The sequence below is a fragment of the Streptomyces sp. NBC_00236 genome (assembly GCF_036195045.1).
Taxonomy (GTDB): domain Bacteria; phylum Actinomycetota; class Actinomycetes; order Streptomycetales; family Streptomycetaceae; genus Streptomyces.
Genome location: NZ_CP108100.1, coordinates 4731493 through 4753367, shown reverse-complemented (window position 1 = coordinate 4753367; position 21875 = coordinate 4731493). Strand labels below are relative to the sequence as shown.

The 21875-nt window shown below is 72.8% G+C and carries 1 protein-coding gene; it reads left to right on the top strand.

From position 1 onward, the window contains the following. Positions 1-9: 9 nt before the first annotated feature. A complete protein-coding gene (locus OG446_RS21450; RefSeq protein WP_328895569.1) occupies positions 10-21873 on the top strand; it encodes a non-ribosomal peptide synthetase in 21864 nt (7287 codons plus the stop codon). The last annotated feature ends 2 nt before the right edge of the window (positions 21874-21875 follow it).

Sequence of the window (21875 nt, the reverse complement as noted above, 5' to 3'; positions counted from 1 at the left end):
GGGTGGACGATGTCCGACTCCCGCATGGTCCACCGTTCGGTAACAGCCGCCCAGGCAGAGATGTGGATGGCGCAGCAGCTCGACCCCGGCAGCGCGCAGTACAACATCGGTGCCTACCTCGACATCGACGGCCCGGTCGACGTCGAGATCTTCCGGCTCGCCGTGGCCCGTGCCGTGGCGGAGACGGAGGCCCTGCGCGTCCGGTTCGCCGAGGACGCGCAGGGCGTGCACCAGGTCGTCGACCCCGACCATGACGCACCCGTGCTGTTCGTCGACGCCACGGACCGGCCGGACCCGCGCGCCCACGCCGTCGCCGAGATGCGCGCGGACCTCGCCGTCCCCGTCGACCTCACCACGGGCCCCGTGTTCGCCCACACCCTCTTCAAGGTGGCCGACGAGCAGTACCTCTTCTACCTCCGCTGCCACCACATCTCCCTCGACGGCTTCGGTCAGGCCCTGTACTGGCGCCGCCTCGCGGAGCTCTACACCGCCCTGGCCGCAGGACGGGAGCCCCTCCCCCGCGACTTCGGCACCCTCGCGGAACTGCTCGCGGAGGACGCCGGCTACCGCGCGTCCCAGGCCCACACCCGTGACCGCGACCACTGGCTCGGCAGCCTCGCCGGGGCCCCCACGACCACCGGCCCGGCCGGCCGCACCGCCGCCCCGTCACCGCACGGGCTGCGCCGCACCGTACGGCTCACCGACGCCGAGGCCGCCCGCCTCGCCGAGGCCGCCGATGCCTCCCGCACCCGTTGGTCCTCCCTGGTCGTCGCCGCGGTCGCGGCCTACGTCCACGGGCTTTCCGGGGACCGGGACCTCGTCCTCGCCATGCCGTTCACCGGCCGACTCACCCCCACGTCCCTGTCCACCCCCGGCATGCTCGCCAACGAACTGCCGGTGCGCCTGCGGACCGACGGCACCGACGGGCTCGCCGCACTCGCCGCACACGCCACGCAGCAGATCGGCCTGGCGCTCCGCCACCAGCGCTACCGCGGCGAGGAACTGACGCGTGAACTCGGCGACGAGGCGCCGCGCGGCGACGTCCTGGTCAACGTCATCGGCTACGACCTCGACCCGGACTTCGGCGGACACCCCGCTCACGCCCACCAGCTGTCCATACCGCCGGTCGCCGGCCTCGCCGTCAACGTCTCCGGCGCGCCCGGCAGCACCGGTGGCGTGCGCGTCTCCTTCGACGCCAACCCCGACGTCTACGACGAGGACGAACTCGCCGCGCACCTGGCCCGGTTCGTCGCCTTCCTCGACCGGGCCGTCCGCGATCCGCAGCGCCCGCTCGGTCAGATCGGTGTGCTTGGTGAGGCTGAGCGTGTGGGTTTGCTGGCGGGGGCTGAGGGGCCTGGTCTGTGTGCTGCGGCTGTGTCGTTGGGTGGGTTGTTCGGTGTGCAGGTGGAGCGGGTGCCGGATGCGGTGGCGGTGGAGTGGGGGCGGCGTCGGTGGTCGTATGGGGAGTTGGGTGTGTGGTCGGACCGGGTGGCGGGTCGGCTGGTGGCGTCGGGGGTGGGTTCGGAGTCGCCGGTGGTGTTGTTGCTCCCGCGGGGTGCGGGGGTGGTGGCGGCCTCGTTGGGTGTGGTGAAGGCCGGTGGGGTGTATGTGCCGGTGCATGAGTCCGCTCCGTGGGAGCGGGTCGCGGGGGTGGTGGCCCGGACGGGTGCGCGGGTGGTGATCACTGATCGTGCCGGGGTGGAGGCCGCGGAGCGGTTGGGAGTCGAGGTCCTGGTCGTGGACGACACGGGAGACGACACCGGTGGCGTGCCCGTGGAGGGTTCCGGTGCCGATGCTGGTGGTGGTGCTGGTGGTGGTGGGTTGCCGGTGGTGTTGCCGGGTCAGTTGGCGTATGTGATGTATACGTCGGGTTCTACGGGGGTGCCCAAGGGGGTCGCGGTCACGCATGAGGACGTGGCCGGGCTCGCGGCGGCGTCGTGTTTCGCCGGGGGTGGGCGGGAGTCGATGCTGCTGCACTCCCCGCATGCTTTCGACGCTTCGACGTACGAGATGTGGGTGCCGTTGCTCAATGGCGGCCGTGTCGTGATCGCCCCGCCCGGTGACGTCGATGCCGGCGTCCTTGCCCGGATGGTCGCCGAGCACCGGGTCAGCGGTCTGTGGCTGACCGCGGGCCTGTTCCAGCTCATTGCCGAGGAGGACCCCGCCGCCCTGGCCGGGGTCCGTGAGGTGTGGGCCGGCGGTGACGTGGTGCCCGCCCACGCGGTACGCCGCGTGCTCGCCGCCGCGCCGGGCACCCAGGTCGTCAACGGCTACGGTCCCACCGAGACCACCACCTTCGCCCTCCACCACCGGCTCACCGACCCCGGGCAGGTGCCCGACAGTGTGCCGGTGGGCCGCCCGCTGGACGGCATGGCCTGCTACGTCCTCGACTCCCGGCTCCGTCTCGCCCCGCAGGGCACCCCCGGCGAGCTCTACATCGCCGGGACGGGACTGGCCCGCGGATACCTCGACCGGCCCGACCTCACCGCCGAACGCTTCATCGCCAACCCCCACGGCCCGGCCGGCTCCCGCCTCTACCGCACCGGCGACCTCGCCCGCCAGAACGCGGACGGCACCATCAGCTTCCTGGGACGCACCGACCAACAGGTCAAACTCCGCGGCTTCCGCATCGAGCCCGCCGAGATCGAAGCCGCCCTGGCCGGCTTCCAAGGAGTGGACCAGGCCGTCGTCATCGTCCGCGACGAACGACTCCTCGCCTACACCACCGGCCACACCCCCGACACCGGCGCCCTGCGCGACCACCTGGCCAACACCCTGCCCGCCTACATGATCCCGTCCGCGTTCACCCACCTGGACACCCTCCCGCTCACCACCAACGGCAAACTCGACCGCACCAGCCTCCCCACCCCCACCCACACCGAGACCACGGGACGCGCCCCCCGCACCCCCCAAGAAGAAATCCTCTGCACCCTCTTCGCCGACATCCTCGGCCTCCCCACCATCACCCTCGACGACAACTTCTTCGACCTCGGCGGCCACTCCCTCACCGCCACCCGCCTCACCTCCCGCATCCGCACCACCCTCAACACCGAACTCTCCGTACGCCAACTCTTCGAAACACCGACCGTCGCCGCTCTCGCCCCCGTCCTCCACACCGTCAGCCACCCGCCGCACACCCCGCTCACCCCCACACCCCGTTCCTCTCGCACACCCCTCTCCCACGCGCAGCGCCGCCTCTGGTTCCTGCACCGGTTCGAGGGCCCGAGCGCCACGTACAACATCCCGATCGTGCTGCGGCTGAAGGGCGCTCTGCACCGCGACGCCCTGGAGGCCGCGCTGGGTGATGTGGTCGAACGGCACGAGTCGCTGCGTACCGTCTTCGCCGACGACGTCGACGGCGCCCACCAGATCGTGCTGGAGGCCCCCCGTGTCACGCTGGGCGTCGCGGCCGACGAGGAGGAGCTGCGCGGGGCGGCACTGTACGCCTTCGACCTGGCAGCCGAGATCCCGCTACGGGCGACCGTGTGCGAGGTCGCCGAGAACGAGCACCTCCTGCTGATTCTGCTGCACCACATCGCGGCCGACGAGTGGTCTCTCGCACCGCTGGCCCGCGACCTGACGGATGCGTACACCGCTCGTCACCAGGGTGCGGCGCCGCACTGGGAGCCGCTGCCGGTGCAGTACGCCGACTACACCCTGTGGCAGCGTGAGGTGACCGGCTCCGAGGACGACCCGGACAGTCGACTCTCCGCACAACTCGCCTACTGGCGAACGGCGTTGGCCGGCATCCCGCAAGAGCTGGAACTCCCCCTGGACCGGACACGTCCGGCCACCGCCTCCTATCGGGGCGGCTTGTTGGAGTTCGCGGTGCCGGACGGGACCCTTGAGGGCCTGGCCCGGGTGGCGCGCGAGAACGGCGTGAGCGAGTTCATGGTGCTCCAGGCCGCGCTGGCCGTGCTCCTCAGCCGGCTCGGCGCGGGCACCGACATCCCCATCGGGACGCCCATCGCAGGCCGCACGGACGACGCCGTCGAGGACCTCGTCGGCTACTTCCTCAACACCCTCGTCCTCCGCACCGACCTCTCCGGCGACCCCACCTTCGGTGAACTCCTCGCCCGTGTCCGGCACACCGACCTGGCGGCCTACAGCAACCAGGACGTCCCCTTCGAACGCCTCGTCGACGCGCTGAGCCCGGAGCGGTCGGTGGCGCGGCATCCGCTGTTCCAGGTGATGCTGACAACGACGCGGCAGTCCAGCGCGTTCGACGTCTTCGACCGGCTGCCGGGGCTCTCGGTCCAGACGGAGGCGCTCCACACCGGCACGTCGAAGTTCGATCTGCTGTTCAGCTTCGGGGGTGCCACGGGTTCGCTCGAGTTCAGTGCGGATCTGTTTGATGAGGGGTCCGCGGAGCTGTTGTGTGCGCGGTTCGTGCGGGTGCTGGAGGCGGTGACCGCGGATCCGGGGACCCGGGTCGGGCAGGTGCCCCTGCTCGGCTCGGAGGAGCGGCAGCGGGTGCTGACCGAGTGGAACGACACCGGCCGGGATCTGGGCGGCAGTGATGTGGTGGGGCTGTTCGAGGCCCGGGCAGCCGCGACTCCGGACGCCGTCGCAGTGGCCTTCGCCGACACCCGCCTCACCTACGCCCAGCTGTCCGGGCGTGTGGAGCGTCTGGCGGGTGCGCTGCTGGAGCGGGGTGCGGGGCCGGAGCGGTTCGTGGCGGTGGCCCTGCCCCGCTCAGCCGATCTGGTCGTGGCGCTGCTGGCCGTCCTGAAGACCGGCAGTGCCTATCTGCCCATCGATCTGGACTATCCGGCGGACCGTATCCAGCACATGCTCGACGCGACCCGTCCCGTCCTGACGATCGACCCGGACCTCCTGGCCGAACTCCACACCCACCAGCCCTCCGCCCAGGCCATCACTGCGCCCCAGCCGGTGCGTGGTGACAGTGCCGCCTACGTCCTGTTCACGTCCGGCTCCACAGGACGACCCAAGGGTGTGGTGATCTCCCGGTCCGCCCTGACCAATCTCCTGACCGACATGCACACCCGTATCCCCCTCACCCCCGAGGACCGGCTGCTGGCGGTGACCACGATCGGGTTCGACATCGCGGGGCTGGAGCTGTTCGCACCCCTCACCTGCGGGGCCACCCTCCACCTCGCCTCATCCGACCTCACCCACGACCCCGCCCGCCTGCACGCCACGATCACCGAACACGCCATCACCGTCGTCCAGGCGACTCCCAGCCTCTGGCGCACCCTGGTCAGCGACGCGGGCAGTACGGTCGGTGGGGGGAGTCTGCGGGGTGTCCGTGTCCTGATCGGCGGCGAGGCCCTCCCCACCGACCTGGCCACCCAGCTCACGTCCGCGACGGGCCGGCCCCTGCTCAACGTCTACGGGCCGACCGAGACGACGATCTGGTCGACCACCGCCACCATCACCCCCCACACCCCCGTCACCATCGGGCAGCCCCTGAGCAATACCCAGACCTACGTCCTGGACTCCCGCCTCCAGCCCGTCCCGCCCGGCACCACGGGCGAGCTCCACATCGCCGGGGCGGGTCTGGCCCGGGGTTACCTCGACCGGCCCGACCTCACCGCCGAACGCTTCACCGCCAACCCCCACGGCCCCGCCGGCTCCCGCCTCTACCGCACCGGCGACCTCGCCCGCTGGACCCACGACGGCCACCTCCACTACCAAGGCCGCGCCGACCACCAGATCAAACTCCGCGGCTTCCGCATCGAACTCGGCGAAATCGAAACCGTCCTGGCCACCCACCACTCCGTCACCCAGTGCGCCGTCATCGTCCGAGAAGACCAACCCGGCGACAAACGCCTCACGGCCTACATCGTGCCCGCCACGCCGGTCGACCCCGCCACCCTGCGCACCCACCTCGCCCACACCCTCCCCGACTACATGCTCCCCAGCACCTACGTCTCCCTCGACGCCCTCCCCCTCACCCCCAACGGCAAACTCGACCGCAACGCACTCCCCACCCCGCACTACACCGCCACACCCCAGGGCCGCGCCCCCCGCACCCCACACGAAGAAACCCTCTGCCGCCTCTTCGCCAACACCCTCGACCTCGACCACGTCACCATCGACGACGACTTCTTCACCCTCGGCGGCGACAGCATCCGCTCCCTCCAACTCATCACCCAAGCCCGCACCACCGGACTCACCCTCACCGTCCGCGACATCTTCGACCACAAAACCGTCGCCGCCCTCGCCCAACTCCACACCAACACAGACACCGGCGAGACAAGTCAGCCCGACAGGGCCGAACTGGCGCCGCTGCCTGCCGCGGAGCTCGAAGCTCTGCTCGCGCGCGACGGAGACGTCGCCGACGTGCTGCCGCTTTCGCCCTTGCAGGAGGGCCTGCTCTTCCACCACATCTACGACGAGCAGGCGCCCGACGTCTACACGACCCAGGTGACCCTGGACCTCGAAGGCCCGCTGGACGCCTCGCTGTTGCGGGCCGCGGCGCAGACCCTGGCCGACCGGCACACGAGTCTGCGTGCGGGTTTCCGGCACGAAGGGCTCAGCCGGCCCGTCCAGGTGATCCCGCGCACCGTCTCCGTACCGTGGAGCGAGCGCGACCTCTCCGGGCTCGACGAGGCCAAGCGTGCGGCGACCGCCGCGGCTGCCGCGGAGCAGGACCGGACGCGGCGGTTCGACCTCGCGGCGCCGCCGCTGCTGCGGTTCTCGCTGCTCCGGCTCGGCGCGGACCGGCACCAGCTGATTCTGACGGCGCATCACATCCTGTTCGACGGCTGGTCGATCCCGGTCATCGTGCAGGAGCTGTTGTCCGCGTACGCGGGCGCCGAGCTGCCCGCCGTACGCCAGTACCGGGACCACCTGGAGTGGCTGGCCGTCCAGGACGACGCGCCGGCACACGAGGCGTGGGGCGAGGCGCTCGCCGAGGTCACCGCGCCGACGCTGGTCGCTCCGGAGGACGGCGCCGCCGTCAGCGCGGCCCCGGAACGGCTGGACATCGAGCTGCCCCCGGCACTGTCGCGGGATCTGGCGGACGGCGCACGGGCACACGGGCTCACCCTCAACACGGTGGTGCAGGGCGCCTGGGCGGTGCTGCTCGCCCGACTGACCGGCTCGCAGGACGTCACCTTCGGGGTGACCGTGTCGGGCCGGCCGCCGGAGCTCGACGGTGTCGAGCGCATGGTGGGGCTGTTCATCAACACGCTGCCGCTTCCGGTGACGCTGCGGCCTGCGGAGTCGCTGGTCCGGTTTCTCGCCCGGGTGCAGGGCCGGCAGGCCGCACTTCTCGCGCACCACCATGTCGGCCTCGCCGACCTCCAGCGCATCGCGGGTGTGGAGAAGCTCTTCGACACCGCGCTGGTCTTCGAGAACTTCCCGCTGGACCGCTCCGCCATCGACGCGGTGGCACACAGCGCCGGCCTGAGGCTTCTGTCCGCCGAGGGCCGCGACGGCACCCATTACCCGCTGAGCCTGATCGCGCTGCCCGGAGAGGACCGGATGCGCTTCCGGCTCGACTACCGGCCCGACCTGTTCACCGCGGGTCAGGCCGCGGCGCTCGCCGACCGCTTCCTCGCCGCCCTGGAGGCGGTGGCCCGGACACCTGACCGCCCGCTGGGACAGCTCGACCTGCTCTCCGACGGGGAGCGGCAGCGGAGTCTCGGTGCCCTGAACGACACGGCGCGCGAGGTGCCGGACACGACTCTCGTCGAACTCCTGCACACCCAGGCCGACCTGAGCCCGGACCGGCCCGCTGTCATGTTCGAGGGGACGACTCTGTCCTACGCACAGCTCGACGCCCGGGCCAACCGCCTCGCGCACCGGCTGATCGAGGACGGTGCGGGCCCCGAGCGTTTCGTCGCCGTCGCCCTGCCTCGTTCCGAGGACCTGGTCGTGGCGCTCCTCGCGGTGCTCAAGACCGGTGCGGCGTACGTCCCCGTGGACCCGGACTATCCGGCCGACCGGATCGCGTATCTGCTGGGCGACTCGCGGCCCGCGCTGCTCGTCACCTCCGAGGCGCTCGCGCCGCGCCTGGCCTCGTCCGGGGCGCCTCTGCTGCTCCTGGACGCCGAGGACACGGCGCGGGCACTCGCGGCCCTCCCGGACAGCCGCCCGCGCGGGCAGGCTCCACGGCCCGCCGGCCCGGCGTACATGATCTACACGTCGGGTTCGACCGGCCGCCCCAAGGGCGTGGTCGTGTCGCACGAGGCGATCGTCAACCGGCTGCTGTGGATGCAGGACCGGTACGGGCTCGACGCGAGCGACCGGGTGCTGCAGAAGACGCCCTCCGGCTTCGACGTGTCGGTCTGGGAGTTCTTCTGGCCGCTCATGGCCGGCTCCGTCCTCGTGGTCGCCAAGCCCGAGGGCCACCGCGACCCGGAGTACCTGGCCGAGGTGATCCGAACGCGACGGATCACCACGGTCCACTTCGTGCCGTCGATGCTGCGCGCCTTCGTGGAGTCCGGCGCGGCCGAGCGCTGCGGCGGGCTGCGGCGCGTCATCTGCAGCGGCGAGGCGCTCCCTGCCGATCTCGTCGAACGCTTCCATTCGCTGCTCGACGCGGAGCTGCACAACCTGTACGGCCCCACCGAGGCCGCCGTCGACGTCAGCCACTGGGCCTGCGCGCCCGGGCGTGGGACCACGGTCGTGCCCATCGGCCACCCGGTCTGGAACACCCGGCTGTACGTCCTCGACGGCAACCTGCTCCCGGTGCCCGACGGCACCCCGGGCGAGCTGTACCTGGCCGGGGCCCAGCTGGCCCGCGGCTACTTCGACCGGCCCGGCCTCACCGCCGAGCGGTTCGTCGCCGACCCGTTCGCGACGGCGCCCGGCGCACGCATGTACCGCAGCGGCGACCTGGCCCGCCGACGCGACGACGGAGCCCTGGAGTACCTGGGCCGCACCGACGACCAGGTGAAGCTGCGCGGCCAGCGGATCGAGCTGGGCGAGATCGAGGCCGTGCTCGCCGGGCACCCCTCGGTCGCCCACGGATCCGTCGTCGTGCGCGAGGACACGCCGGGTGCCCAACGCCTGGTCGCCTATGTCGTGCCGGCGCCCGAAGCGCCCGCCGCCGACGCCGAAGCACTGCGCACCCACATGGGGCGGAGCCTGCCCGAGTACATGGTGCCGTCCGCCGTGGTCGTGCTGGACACGCTGCCGCTGACGCCCAACGGCAAGCTCGACCGCAAGGCCCTGCCCGCGCCCGGACCGGCCGAGGGCCGGGCCGTGGGTCGGGAGCCGGGCACCACTCAGGAACGTCTGCTGTGCGAGCTGTTCGCCGAACTCCTCGGTGTCGAACGGGTCTTCGCCGACTCCGGCTTCTTCGCCCTCGGCGGCGACAGCATCCTGTCCATTCAGCTGGTGAGCCGGGCCCGCCGCTCCGGCCTCGTCCTGTCGCCGCGTGACGTCTTCGAGCGGCAGACCCCCGAGGCGCTCGCGGAGGCGGCGGTGAGCGCCGCCGGTACGGCGGGCGCCGCCGGGGAGCCCGTCTCCGGATCGGGTGCCGTGCCGGTGACGCCGATCGCCGCCTGGCTTTCCGAGCGGGGCTCCGCCCCCGGATTCGCGCAGTCGATGGCGGTGTCCGTGCCCGCCGCCCTGACCCACGCGTCACTGGTCGCCGCCGTACAGGCGCTCATCGACCACCACGACGTCCTGCGGCTGCGGCTGCTTCCCGGCCAGGAGTGGTCGTTCGAGATCGCCGAGGCAGGTGCCGTGGCCGCCGGGCCGTGCGTGACCCGGGTCTCCGCGGCCGGGCTCGACGCGGACTCCTTCGACGCACTGGTGCGGGAGCGGGCCGGCCGGGCCCGCGGGGAGCTGGCGCCCGCCGCCGGTGCCGTCCTGCGCGCCGTGTGGTTCGACCGCGGCCCCGACGAGCCGGGCCTGCTGATGCTCGTGGCCCACCACTTGGTCGTCGACGGAGTGTCCTGGCGCGTGCTGCTGCCCGACCTCGCGCAGGCCTGGCAGGAAGTCGACGCGGGCGGCACTCCTGCCCTCGACCCGGTCGGCACCCCCTTCCGACAGTGGGCCCAGCTGCTCCACGAGGCCGCCGTAAGCCCCGCCGTCGTAGCCGAACTCCCCTGGTGGGACAAGGCGTTCGCGCAGCCCGACCCGCTCCTCGGCGACCGTCCTCTCGATGCCGCCCGCGACACCTACGGCACCGCGGGCCGGCTCACACCCCGGATCGCGGACGACGTCACCCGCGCCCTGCTCACGGAGGTCGCGCCGACCTTCCGGGCCGGCGTCGACGAGATCCTGCTGACCGCGCTCGCACTCGCACTCGACGCCTGGCGCGGCGGCGCCCGCGACGGCGCCACGGGCCTGCTCGTCGACATCGAGGGCCACGGCAGGCACGACGACGCGATCCCGGGCACGGACCTGTCCCGGACCGTCGGCTGGTTCACCACCCAGTACCCCGCGCGACTCACCCCGGGTTCCGGCCGCGACAGTGCCGCCGCGCTCAGGCGCGTCAAGGAACAGCTCCGCGCCGTGCCGGGCCACGGCCTCGGCTACGGGCTGCTGCGCCACCTCAACCCCCGTACCAGGGAGGCGGTGGCGGCGCTCGGCCGTCCGCAGATCGGCTTCAACTACCTGGGCCGCGTCGCCGTCGGCGCACCGGCGGGTACCGGTCCGGACGCCGCCGACTGGTCGATCGTCGCCGACCTCGCGAACGCGGCCGGCGCCGCCGACGCGGAGCTCCCGCTCGCGCACGCCCTCGACCTGGACGTGGCCGTTGTCGACGGTGCCGCGGGGCCGGAGCTCAACGCCGCGTTCACCTGGGCCGCCGAGCTGCTCCCCGAGGCCGAGGTCCACCGCATCGCCCAGCTCTGGACCGCCGCCCTCACCGGTCTCGTAGCCGCAGCCGGACAGCCGGACGCGGGCGGTTTCACGCCGTGCGACCTCCCGCTGGTCTCGCTGGGCCAGGACGACATCGACACCCTGGCCGAGCGCGTCCCCGGCCTCGCCGACGTCCTGCCGCCGACCCCGCTCCAGGAGGGTCTGCTCTTCCACCACGTCCTCGACGAGGACGGGCCGGACGTCTACACGGCCCAGCTGGCCGTGGACCTCGCCGGGCCACTCGACGCCGACCGCCTGCGCGCGGCCGCACAGGCCGTCCTCGACCGTCACCCCCACCTCAGGGCCGGATTCCACCACGCGGACATCTCCCGGCCGGTCGCCGCCGTCCACGCCACGGCGGCCGTGCGCTGGCACACGGTCGACCTCTCGGCTCTCGACGACGCCGAGCAGGACCTGCGCAGCACCGCGCTGGCCGAGTCCGACCGTACGGAACGCTTCGACCTGACGGCGCCGCCCCTGCTGCGTCTGGCGTTGGCCCGGCTCGCCGAAGGCCGCCACCGGCTGATCGTGACGAGTCATCACCTCGTGCTCGACGGCTGGTCCATGCCGCTCGTGCTGCGCGAGCTGCTGACCCTGTACGCCGCCGGGACGCCGCTGCCGCGCCCGCGCCCCTACCGCGACTACCTGTCCTGGCTCGCCCGGCAGGACCGCGCGGCCGCGCGCGACGCCTGGTCCGCGCACCTCGAAGGCCTGACCGAGCCGACGCTGGCCGCCCCGGCCGGCCACGCCGAGGCGGCCGTGGTGCCGCACCGGGTGACCTTCGGCCTCACCGGCGCCGGCACCGCGGAGCTGACCGGGCGACTGCGGGCGCACGGTCTCACCCTCAACACCGCCGTCCAGGCCGCCTGGGCGCTGGTCGTCGGAGGGTTCACCGGCCGCGACGACGTCGTCTTCGGCGTCACCGTCTCCGGGCGCCCCGCCGAACTCGCCGGCGTACAGGACATGGTGGGTCTCTTCATCAACACCGTGCCCGCACGCGTCCGCCTGAGCCCGCGGGAGCAGCTCATCCACCTCCTGGGCCGCGTCCAGCGCGCCCAGGCGGAGCTCCTGGAACACCAGCACCTCGGTCTCGCCGACATCCAGCAGCGCGCCGGACTCGGTGAGCTCTTCGACACCTCCATGGTCTTCGAGAACTATCCCGTCGACGCGGCGGGCCTCGGCGGCTTCGCGGCGAGCGGCGGCCTCACCGTCACGGCTGTGGACGGCCACGACGCGACCCACTACGCACTCGGTCTCGTCGTCCAGACCGGAACCGGCCTGGACTTCCGTCTGGACTACCGGCCCGGCGTCTGCACGGCCGACGAGGCCCGGGCCCTGGGTGAACGCCTGCTGCGCGTCCTCGACCTCGTGGTACGCGCCCCCGAGACACCGATCGGCCGCCTCGACCTGCTCGGGGACGCCGAGCGGCGTTTCCTCACCGACGTCAACCGCACCGCGCGCGCCCTGCCGGCCGGCACCGCCGTCGAGCAGTTCCGGGAGGTGGCCGCCCGCACCCCGGACGCCACGGCCCTCGCCTTCGGCACCCGGACGATGTCGTACGCCGAACTCGACGCGGCGTCGGACCGCCTCGCCCACCGGCTCGTCGCGCGGGGCGCCGGGCCCGGGCGGTACGTCGCCGTCGCGCTGCCGCGCTCGGCCGACCTGGTGACCGCGCTCCTGGCCGTACAGAAGGCGGGCACGGCCTACGTGCCGGTCGATCCCGCCTACCCGGCGGAGCGCATCGCGTTCGTCCTCGCCGACACCCGCCCCGTACTCCTGGTGACGGACTCCGCGACAGCCGGCGCGCTGCCCGCACCGTGCCCGCCACTGCTGCTGCTCGACGCCGACGGTGTCCCCGGCCCGTCCGTCGAGGAAGCGGAGCCGGCGGGCGCCCTGCCCGTGGTCGTCCCCGACAGCGCCGCGTACGTCATCCACACCTCGGGCTCCACCGGCGTGCCCAAGGGCGTCGTCGTCTCGCACCGGGGCATCCCGAACCTGGCGCACGCCCAGATCGAGTCCTTCGCCATCGACGCGTCGAGCCGGCTGCTCCAGTTCGCCTCCGTCAGCTTCGACGCCGCCGTGTCGGAGCTGTGGACCGCCCTGCTCGCCGGCGCCTGCCTGGTCCTCGAACCCGCCGACGCGCTGCTGCCGGGCGAGCCGCTGGCCGCGACCCTCACCAGGCAGCGGATCACCCATGTGACCCTGCCGCCCGCCGTCCTGCCCCAGCTCTCCCCCGACGCGCTGCCGGCGGGCGCGACGCTCGTCGTCGCGGGCGAGGCCTGCCCGCCCGCCCTGGTGGAGACCTGGTCGCGCGGCCACCGGATGATCAACGCCTACGGCCCGACCGAGACCACGGTGTGCGCCACGGCCGGCGAGCCCCTGTCCGGTTTCGTCACGCCCCCCATGGGCCGGCCGCTCCCCAACACCCGCGTCCACGTCCTGGACGGCGCGTTGCGCCCGGTCCCCCTGGGCGTCGCGGGTGAGCTGTACGTGGCCGGCGACGGCCTGGCCCGCGGCTACCTCAACCGCCCCGGCCTCACCGCCGAGCGGTTCGTGGCCAGCCCCTTCGGCGGGGCGGGGGAACGGATGTACCGCACCGGCGACATCGTGCGCTGGAGCTCCCAGGACCGCCTGGAGTACCTCGGCCGCGCCGACGACCAGGTCAAACTCCGCGGCTTCCGCATCGAGCTCGGTGAGATCGAGACCGTCCTGGGCGCGCACGGCTCCGTCGGCCAGTGCGCGGTCATCGTCCGCGAGGACCAGCCCGGCGACAAACGCCTCACGGCCTACGTCGTGCCCGCCGCGCCGGTCGACCCCGCGGCCCTTCGCGCGGCCGCCGCCGCCCGGCTGCCCGACTACATGGTGCCGTCCGCGTTCGTCGTGCTCGGCGAACTGCCGCTGACCGCCAGCGGGAAGGTCGACCGCAAGGCTCTGCCCGCACCCGACTACAGCTCGTCGGACACGGCGCGCGGACCCCGCACGCCCCGCGAGGAGATCCTGTGCGGGATCTTCGCCGGCATCCTCGGCGCCGCTCGCGTGGGCATCGACGACAGCTTCTTCGACCTGGGCGGCCATTCGCTGCTCGCGACGCGCCTCGTCAGCCGGATCCGTGCCGTGCTGGGGGTGGAGCTCTCGGTGCGGCAGCTCTTCGACACGCCGACGGTCGCCGGGCTCTCAGCGGTCCTCGACGGCGACGGAGTCGGCATCGCGCGTGCGGGCCTCGTCGCGGGCCCGCGCCCGGAACGACTGCCGCTGTCCTTCGCCCAGCAGCGCCTGTGGTTCCTGCACCAGTTCGAGGGCGCCAACCCGGTCTACAACATGCCCATGGCGGTGCGGCTCTCCGGCGTCCTGGACCGGGACGCCCTGGAACAGGCACTCGCCGACGTCGTGCGCCGCCACGAAGCTCTCCGTACCGTCTTCCGGGAGGACGAACACGGAGCCCACCAGGTCGTCCTGGCCGACGCGCGACCGGACCTCGTCCTCAGCACCGGCCCGGGAACGCCGGCCGACCGGATGGCCGAGGCGCTCGCGGAAGGCTTCGACCTCACCGCCGGGCTCCCCCTGCGCGCCGTACTCGTCGAAACGGCTCCCGACGACCATGTGCTCTTGCTGGTGGTTCATCACATCGCCGCCGACGGCGCCTCGTTGGAGGTCCTCGCGGGTGACCTGACGGCGGCGTACGGAGCGCGCTGTGCGGGCCAGGCCCCCGACTGGGAACCGCTGCCGGTCCAGTACGCGGACTACACCTTGTGGCAACGCGAGGTACTGGGATCGGAGACCGACCCGGACAGCGCCGCCGCACGCCAGCTCGCCCACTGGGTCAGCGCCCTGGCCGACCTCCCCGCCGAACTGGCACTCCCGGTGGACCGGCCACGCGGCGCGACACCCTCCTACCAGGGCGGAGCCGTGGGCTTCGACGTACCCGCCACCCTCCACGCCGACATGACAGCACTCGCACGCGAATGCGGCGCCAGCGTCTTCATGATCGTGCAGGCCGCACTCGCCGTACTGCTGTCACGACTCGGCGCGGGCCACGACATCCCCGTCGGCACCCCCATAGCCGGACGCACCGACGAAGGACTGGAAGACCTCGTCGGATTCTTCGTGAACACCCTGGTACTCCGCACCGACGTATCCGGCGACCCGACCTTCCGCGAACTCCTCCACCGCGTCAGAGAATCGGACCTCGCCGCCTACGACAACCAGGACATCCCCTTCGAACGCCTCGTCGACGCCCTCAACCCACCCCGCTCCACCGCACGCCACCCCCTCTTCCAGGTCATGCTCGCCGCCGACGACTCCGTACGCGACGGCGTGCTCGGCCACTTCGCGGGACTGCCCGGTCTGACCGCCACCGCGGAGAGCAGCGGCGGCGCCACCTCGAAGTTCGACCTCGTCTTCAACGTCTCCGAGCGCCGCACCGCCGACGGCGGGCCCCACGGCATCGAAGGCGCCCTCGAATACAGCACGGACCTGTTCGACGCCGACACGGCCGCGTCGATCGCCACACGGCTGGTGTGTGTGCTTGAGGGGTTGCTGGCCGTTCCGGATCGGCCGGTCGGCCAGATCGACGTGCTGACCGGGGACGAGCGGGCACGGTTGCTGGCACCGCCGACTCCGGCCGGTACGCCCGGGCCCGTCCTGCCCGAACTGTTCCAGGCACAGGCCGCACGCACCCCCCACGCCACCGCCGTGGTCTTCGAGAACGAACACACCACCTACGCCGACCTCAACGCCCGCGCCAACCAGCTCGCCCGGCTCCTGACCGAACGCGGCGCGGGCCCCGACCGGCTCATCGCGGTCGCCCTGCCCCGCTCCACCGAACTCGTCGTCGCGCTCCTCGCCGTGATCAAAGCCGGCGCCGCCTACCTCCCCATCGACCCCGACTACCCCGCCGACCGCATCGCCTTCATGCTCGCCGACGCCGACCCCCTTCTCCTGATCACCCACACCGACGTCGCCGGCCAACTCCCCGGCAGCACCCCCGCCCTGACCCTCGACACCCCCGACACCGCCCACCTGCTCGCCACCACCGACAACAGCAACCCCACCCACACCACACTCCTGCCCCAGCACGCCGCATACGTCATCTACACCTCGGGATCCACCGGCACCCCCAAGGGCGCCGTCATCCCGCACCACAACGTCACCCGCCTCTTCGACGCCACCCGCCCCTGGTTCCACTTCGACGACAACGACGTATGGACCCTCTTCCACTCCTACGCCTTCGACTTCTCCGTATGGGAGCTGTGGGGCCCCCTCCTGCACGGCGGCCGCCTCGTCGTCGTCCCCCACACCACCAGCCGCTCGCCCGCCGACTTCCTCCACCTCCTGGCCGACCAGGGCGTCACCGTCCTCAACCAGACACCCTCCGCCTTCTACCAACTCATCCAGGCCGACGCCGCGGACCCCCGCACCAGCCACCGCCTGACCCTGCGCACCATCATCTTCGGCGGCGAAGCGCTCGACCCCGGCCGCCTCACCGACTGGTACGCACGCCACCACGACGAACACGCACCCCAGCTCGTCAACATGTACGGCATCACCGAAACCACCGTCCACGTCACCCACCAACCCCTCGACCCCACCACCGCCACCACCCAGCCCGGCAGCATCATCGGCGAAGCCATCCCCGACCTCGGCCTCTACGTCCTGGACAACGCCCTGCGCCCCGTTCCCCCGGGCACCGCCGGCGAGCTCTACGTCACCGGCGACGGCCTCGCCCGCGGCTACCTCAACCGCCCCGACCTCACCGCCACCCGCTTCATCGCCAACCCCCACAGCACGACGCCCGGCCAACGCATGTACCGCACCGGCGACGTCGCCCGCTGGACACCCCAACACCGGCTGGAATACCTCGGCCGCACGGATCACCAGGTCAAGCTCCGCGGCTTCCGCATCGAACTCGGCGAGATCGAGACCGCACTCACCACCCACCCCACCATCGCGCAGGCCGCCGTCATCGTCCGCGAGGACCAGCCCGGCGACCAACGCCTCACCGCCTACGTCACCGGCGACTCCCCGGACCCCACCACCCTGCGCACCCACCTCGCCCAGACCCTCCCCGACTACATGATCCCCAGCACGTACGTCACCCTGAACGCACTCCCACTCACCCCCAACGGAAAGCTCGACCACAAAGCACTCCCCGCCCCCGACCACACCCCCACCGCCAACGGCCGCCACCCCCGCACGCCCCAACAAGAGATCCTCTGCACCCTCTTCGCACACACCCTCGACATCCCCGCCGTCACCCTCGACGACAACTTCTTCGAACTCGGCGGCCACTCCCTGACCGCCACCCGCCTCGTCAGCCGGATCCGTGCCGTGCTGGGGGTGGAGCTCTCGGTGCGGCAGCTCTTCGACGCGCCGACGGTCGCCGGGCTCTCAGCGGTCCTCGACGGCGACGGAGTCGGCATCGCGCGTGCGGGCCTCGTCGCGGGCCCGCGCCCGGAACGACTGCCGCTGTCCCACCCCCAGCAGCGCCTGTGGGTCCTCCACCAGCTTGAGGGGCCGAGCGCCACCTACAACATCCCCCTCGGCCTGCGCCTCACGGGCACCGTGGACCAGGAGGCCCTGGAGGACGCGCTCGCCGACGTCGTGCAGCGCCACGAGTCCCTGCGCACCGTCTTCGCGGAGGACGACGAGGGCGGCCACCAGGTGGTCCTCAAGGACGCGCGGCCGGCCCTGCATCTCCTGCGGGGCCCCGTCGACGCGGAACAGCTCCGCGAGACCGCACGGCACGCCTTCGACCTGGCGGCCGAGCCCCCGCTCCGCACCACACTCGCCGAACTCCCCGACGGCGATCATGTGCTGTTGCTGGTGGTCCATCACATCGCCGCCGACGGAGCCTCGTTGGAGGTCCTCGCCGGTGACCTGACAGCGGCGTACGGAGCGCGCTGTGCGGGCCGGGCCCCCGACTGGGAACCGCTGCCCGTGCAGTACGCGGACTACACCCTGTGGCAACGCGAGGTACTGGGATCGGAGACCGACCCGGACAGCGCCGCCGCACACCAGCTGGCCCACTGGGTCACCGCCCTGGCCGACCTCCCCGCCGAACTGGCACTCCCGGTGGACCGGCCACGCGGCGCGACACCCTCCTACCAGGGCGGAGCCGTGGGCTTCGACGTACCCGCCACCCTCCACGCCGACATGACAGCACTCGCACGCGAATGCGGCGCCAGCGTCTTCATGATCGTGCAGGCCGCACTCGCCGTACTGCTGTCACGACTCGGCGCGGGCCACGACATCCCCGTCGGCACCCCCATAGCCGGACGCACCGACGAAGGACTGGAAGACCTCGTCGGATTCTTCGTGAACACCCTGGTACTCCGCACCGACGTATCCGGCGACCCGACCTTCCGCGAACTCCTCCACCGCGTCAGAGAATCGGACCTCGCCGCCTACGACAACCAGGACATCCCCTTCGAACGCCTCGTCGACGCCCTCAACCCACCCCGCTCCACCGCACGCCACCCCCTCTTCCAGGTCATGCTGACCGTCGAGAACGAAGACAGTCAGGCCTCCCTGGAGCGGGTGCGGGAACTGCCCGGTCTCGCCGCGCGCCCCTACCCGGTGGAGACCGGGGTGGCCAAGTTCGACCTGACCTTCGGCCTCGCCGGCCGCAAGGGCCGCATCGAGTACAGCCAGGACCTGTTCGACGCCGGCACGGCCGACACTCTCGCGGCACGCTTCCTGCGGGTGCTCGAAACCGCCGTGGACCGGCCCGACCGCCCGGTCGGCGGCATCGACGTGCTCGACACCGCCGAGCGGGAGCGCGTCCTCGGTCTCTGGTCGGGCGCGACGACCGGGCCGGCACCGGTCGAAGGACCCGTGCACGAGCACTTCGCCCGGCAGGCGGCCCGCACCCCCGACGCCGTGGCGCTGCGGGCCGGGGACGAACTGCTGACCTACGCCGCTCTCGACTCCCGCGCGAACGCCCTGGCCCACCGCCTCAGGGCCGCGGGCGTCGGGGCCGAGTCGCCCGTGCTGCTGGTGATGGAGCGTTCGGCCGACCTCGTCGTGGCGACCCTGGCCGTCCTGAAGGCCGGCGGGATGTACGTCCCCCTGCACGCCGCCCATCCGGGCTCACGGGTCAGGGAGGTCGCGGCGGAGAGCGGCGCCGTGGCCGTCCTCACCGACGAGGCCATGGCCGGCAGGGCCGCGGCCGCGGGCCCGCCGGTCCTCGTCGTCACCGGCGACGACACCGCCGCCGCACCGCCCGCCGGCCCGGCCGTGTCCGCCGACCGACTGGCGTACGTGATGTACACCTCCGGCTCGACCGGCGTCCCCAAGGGCGTCGCCGTCACCCACCGCGACGTCCTCGAACTGGCCCAGGACCACAGGTTCGCGAGTGCCGCGCACCAGCGGGTGCTCCTGCACTCGCCGCACGCGTTCGACGCTGCCACCTACGAGCTGTGGGCGCCCCTCCTCTCGGGCGGCCAGGTCGTCGTCGCGCCCCAGGGTGACCTCACCCCCGCGGTGCTTGCGGAGACCGTCGCGCACCAGCGGGTCACGGCGCTGTGGCTGACCGCGGGGCTCTTCCGGCTCATCGCGGACGAGGCACCCGAGGCGCTGCGCGGCGTGCGCGAGGTGTGGACCGGGGGCGACGTCGTGCCGGCCCACGCGGTACGCCGCGTCTTCGAGGCCTGCCCCGGCCTGACCGTCGTGGACGGCTACGGGCCGACCGAGACCACGACGTTCGCCACCAGCCACCGGATCGAGGCGGACCTCCCCGTCCCGGACCGGATCCCGATCGGCCGCCCCCTGGACGGCACCCGCGTCTGGATCCTCGACGCCGGACTCGGCCCCGTGCCCACCGGCGCCCCGGGCGAGCTGTACATCGCCGGAGCGGGTCTCGCCCGCGGCTACTGGAGGCGTCCCGGGCTGACCGCGGAGCGGTTCGTCGCCGACCCGTACGGCCCGCCCGGAGGCCGTATGTACCGCACCGGCGACCTCGCCCGCTGGCGGGCCGACGGAACCGTCGAGTACCTCGGCCGCGCCGACGACCAGGTGAAGCTGCGCGGCTTCCGTATCGAACCGGGCGAGATCGAGGCCGCCCTCGCCGCGCTCCCGGCGGTGGGTGAGGCCACCGCCGTCCTGCGCGAGGACCGGCCCGGTGAGAAGCGCCTGGTCGGCTACGCGGTGCCCGCGGCGGGCTCGGCGCCCGTGCCCGAGGAACTCCGCGCCGAGCTGGCCGAGCGGCTGCCCGCCTACATGGTGCCGTCCGCGGTGATCGTCCTGGACACACTGCCGCTGACACCCAACGGCAAGGTGGACCGCCGGGCCCTGCCCGCCCCCCGGTCGGGGCCCGCCGCGGCCGGCCGCGAGCCGCGCAACCGGCGCGAGCAGGTGCTGTGCGACCTGTTCGCCGAGGTGCTCGGCGTCGAACGGGTCGACATCGACGCGGCGTTCTTCGACCTGGGCGGCGACAGCATCCAGTCGATCCAGCTGGTCTCCCGCGCCCGCAAGGCGGGCCTCGTCCTGACGACGAGGGACGTGTTCGAGCGCCGCACGGTCGCCCGGCTCGCCGAGATCGCGGAGGGCGGGACCACCGTCCTGGCCGACACCGCCGAGACCGCGCTCGGCGAGTTCCCGCTCACCCCGGTCATGGCGTGGATGCGCGAACGCGGCGGCCCCGTCGACGGCTTCGCCCAGTCCATGGCCCTGCACGTACCGGTGGGCCTCGACCGGGGCCGGCTCACCGCGACCCTGCAGGGCCTGCTCGACCACCACGACGCGCTGCGCCTGCGGCTCGACGTGGATCCCTCCGGCGCCTGGACGCCCGTCATCCAGGCTCCCGGTGCGGTGGACGCGGGGGCCTGCCTGTCCCGGGTGGACGTCTCGGGGCTGGACGAGGAGTCCGCGCGGGCCGTCGCACGCGAGGAGGCCGACGCCGCCCGGCGGTGGCTGGCCGCCGCCGACGGTGCCGTGTTCCGGGCGGTCTGGATGGACCGCGGGCCTCGGGTGCCGGGCTGGCTGCTGCTCGTCGTCCATCACCTGGCGGTGGACGGCGTGTCCTGGCGGATCCTCGTACCCGACCTGGCACAGGCCTGGGAGCAGGTGCGGCAGGGCCGCGGGGTGCGGCTCGACCCGGTCCTGACGTCCCTGCGGGGCTGGGCGCGCAAGCTCGCCGACCACGCGGCGACCACGGAACACGAGGACGAACTCCCGCTGTGGGAGGACATGCTGACCACGGGCGCGGACGAGCGGCCGCTCGGCTCCCGGCCCCTCGACCCGGCCCGCGATCAGCACGCCACCGCGGGGCACCTCAGCCTGCGGCTGCCGCACGACATCACGAAGGACCTGCTGACCACCGTGCCCACGGTGACCCGGGCGGCCGTCGACGAAGTGCTGCTGTCCGCCTTCGGCCTCGCGGTGACGGCATGGCAGCGCGAGACCGGACGCACCGGCGGCGCCCCACTGGTGACCGTCGAGGGGCACGGCCGGCAGCAGGACCTGCTGCCCGGTGTCGACCTCTCCCGCACGGTGGGCTGGTTCACCAGCCTGCACCCGGTGCGCCTGGACCTCGGCGACACGGACATCACCGAGGCCCTGGCGGGCGGCGCGGCCGCCGGGCAGGTCCTGCGCCGGACCAAGGAGCGGCTGCGGGCGGTGCGGAACGGCGGCATCGGCTACGGCCTGCTGCGCTACCTCAACCCGCGGACCTGGAAGCGCCTCGCGGACGTCCCGGCACCCCAGCTCGGGTTCAACTACCTGGGCCGCTTCAGCACGGCCGAGCCGGACCGGGACGCACCGTGGGGCGTGGTCGCCGAACTGGCGGGATCCGGCGGCGGATACGACCCGCGCACCCCGCTCGCGCACGCCGTCGAAGTGAACGCGCTCACACAGGACGGGCCCACGGGATCCGAACTCATCGCCAACTGGACCTGGGCAACCGGCCTTCTGACGGAACAGCAGGTGACGGACCTCGCCGAGCGCTGGTTCGACGCACTGCGCGCCCTCGTCACGCACGCGCAGCAGCCCGACGCCGTGGACCTCACGCCGTTCGACGTGGCGCTCGACTCCATCAGCCAGAGCGAGATCGACGCGTTCGAGGCGGAGTTCCAGGACGAGTGGGACGACTGACC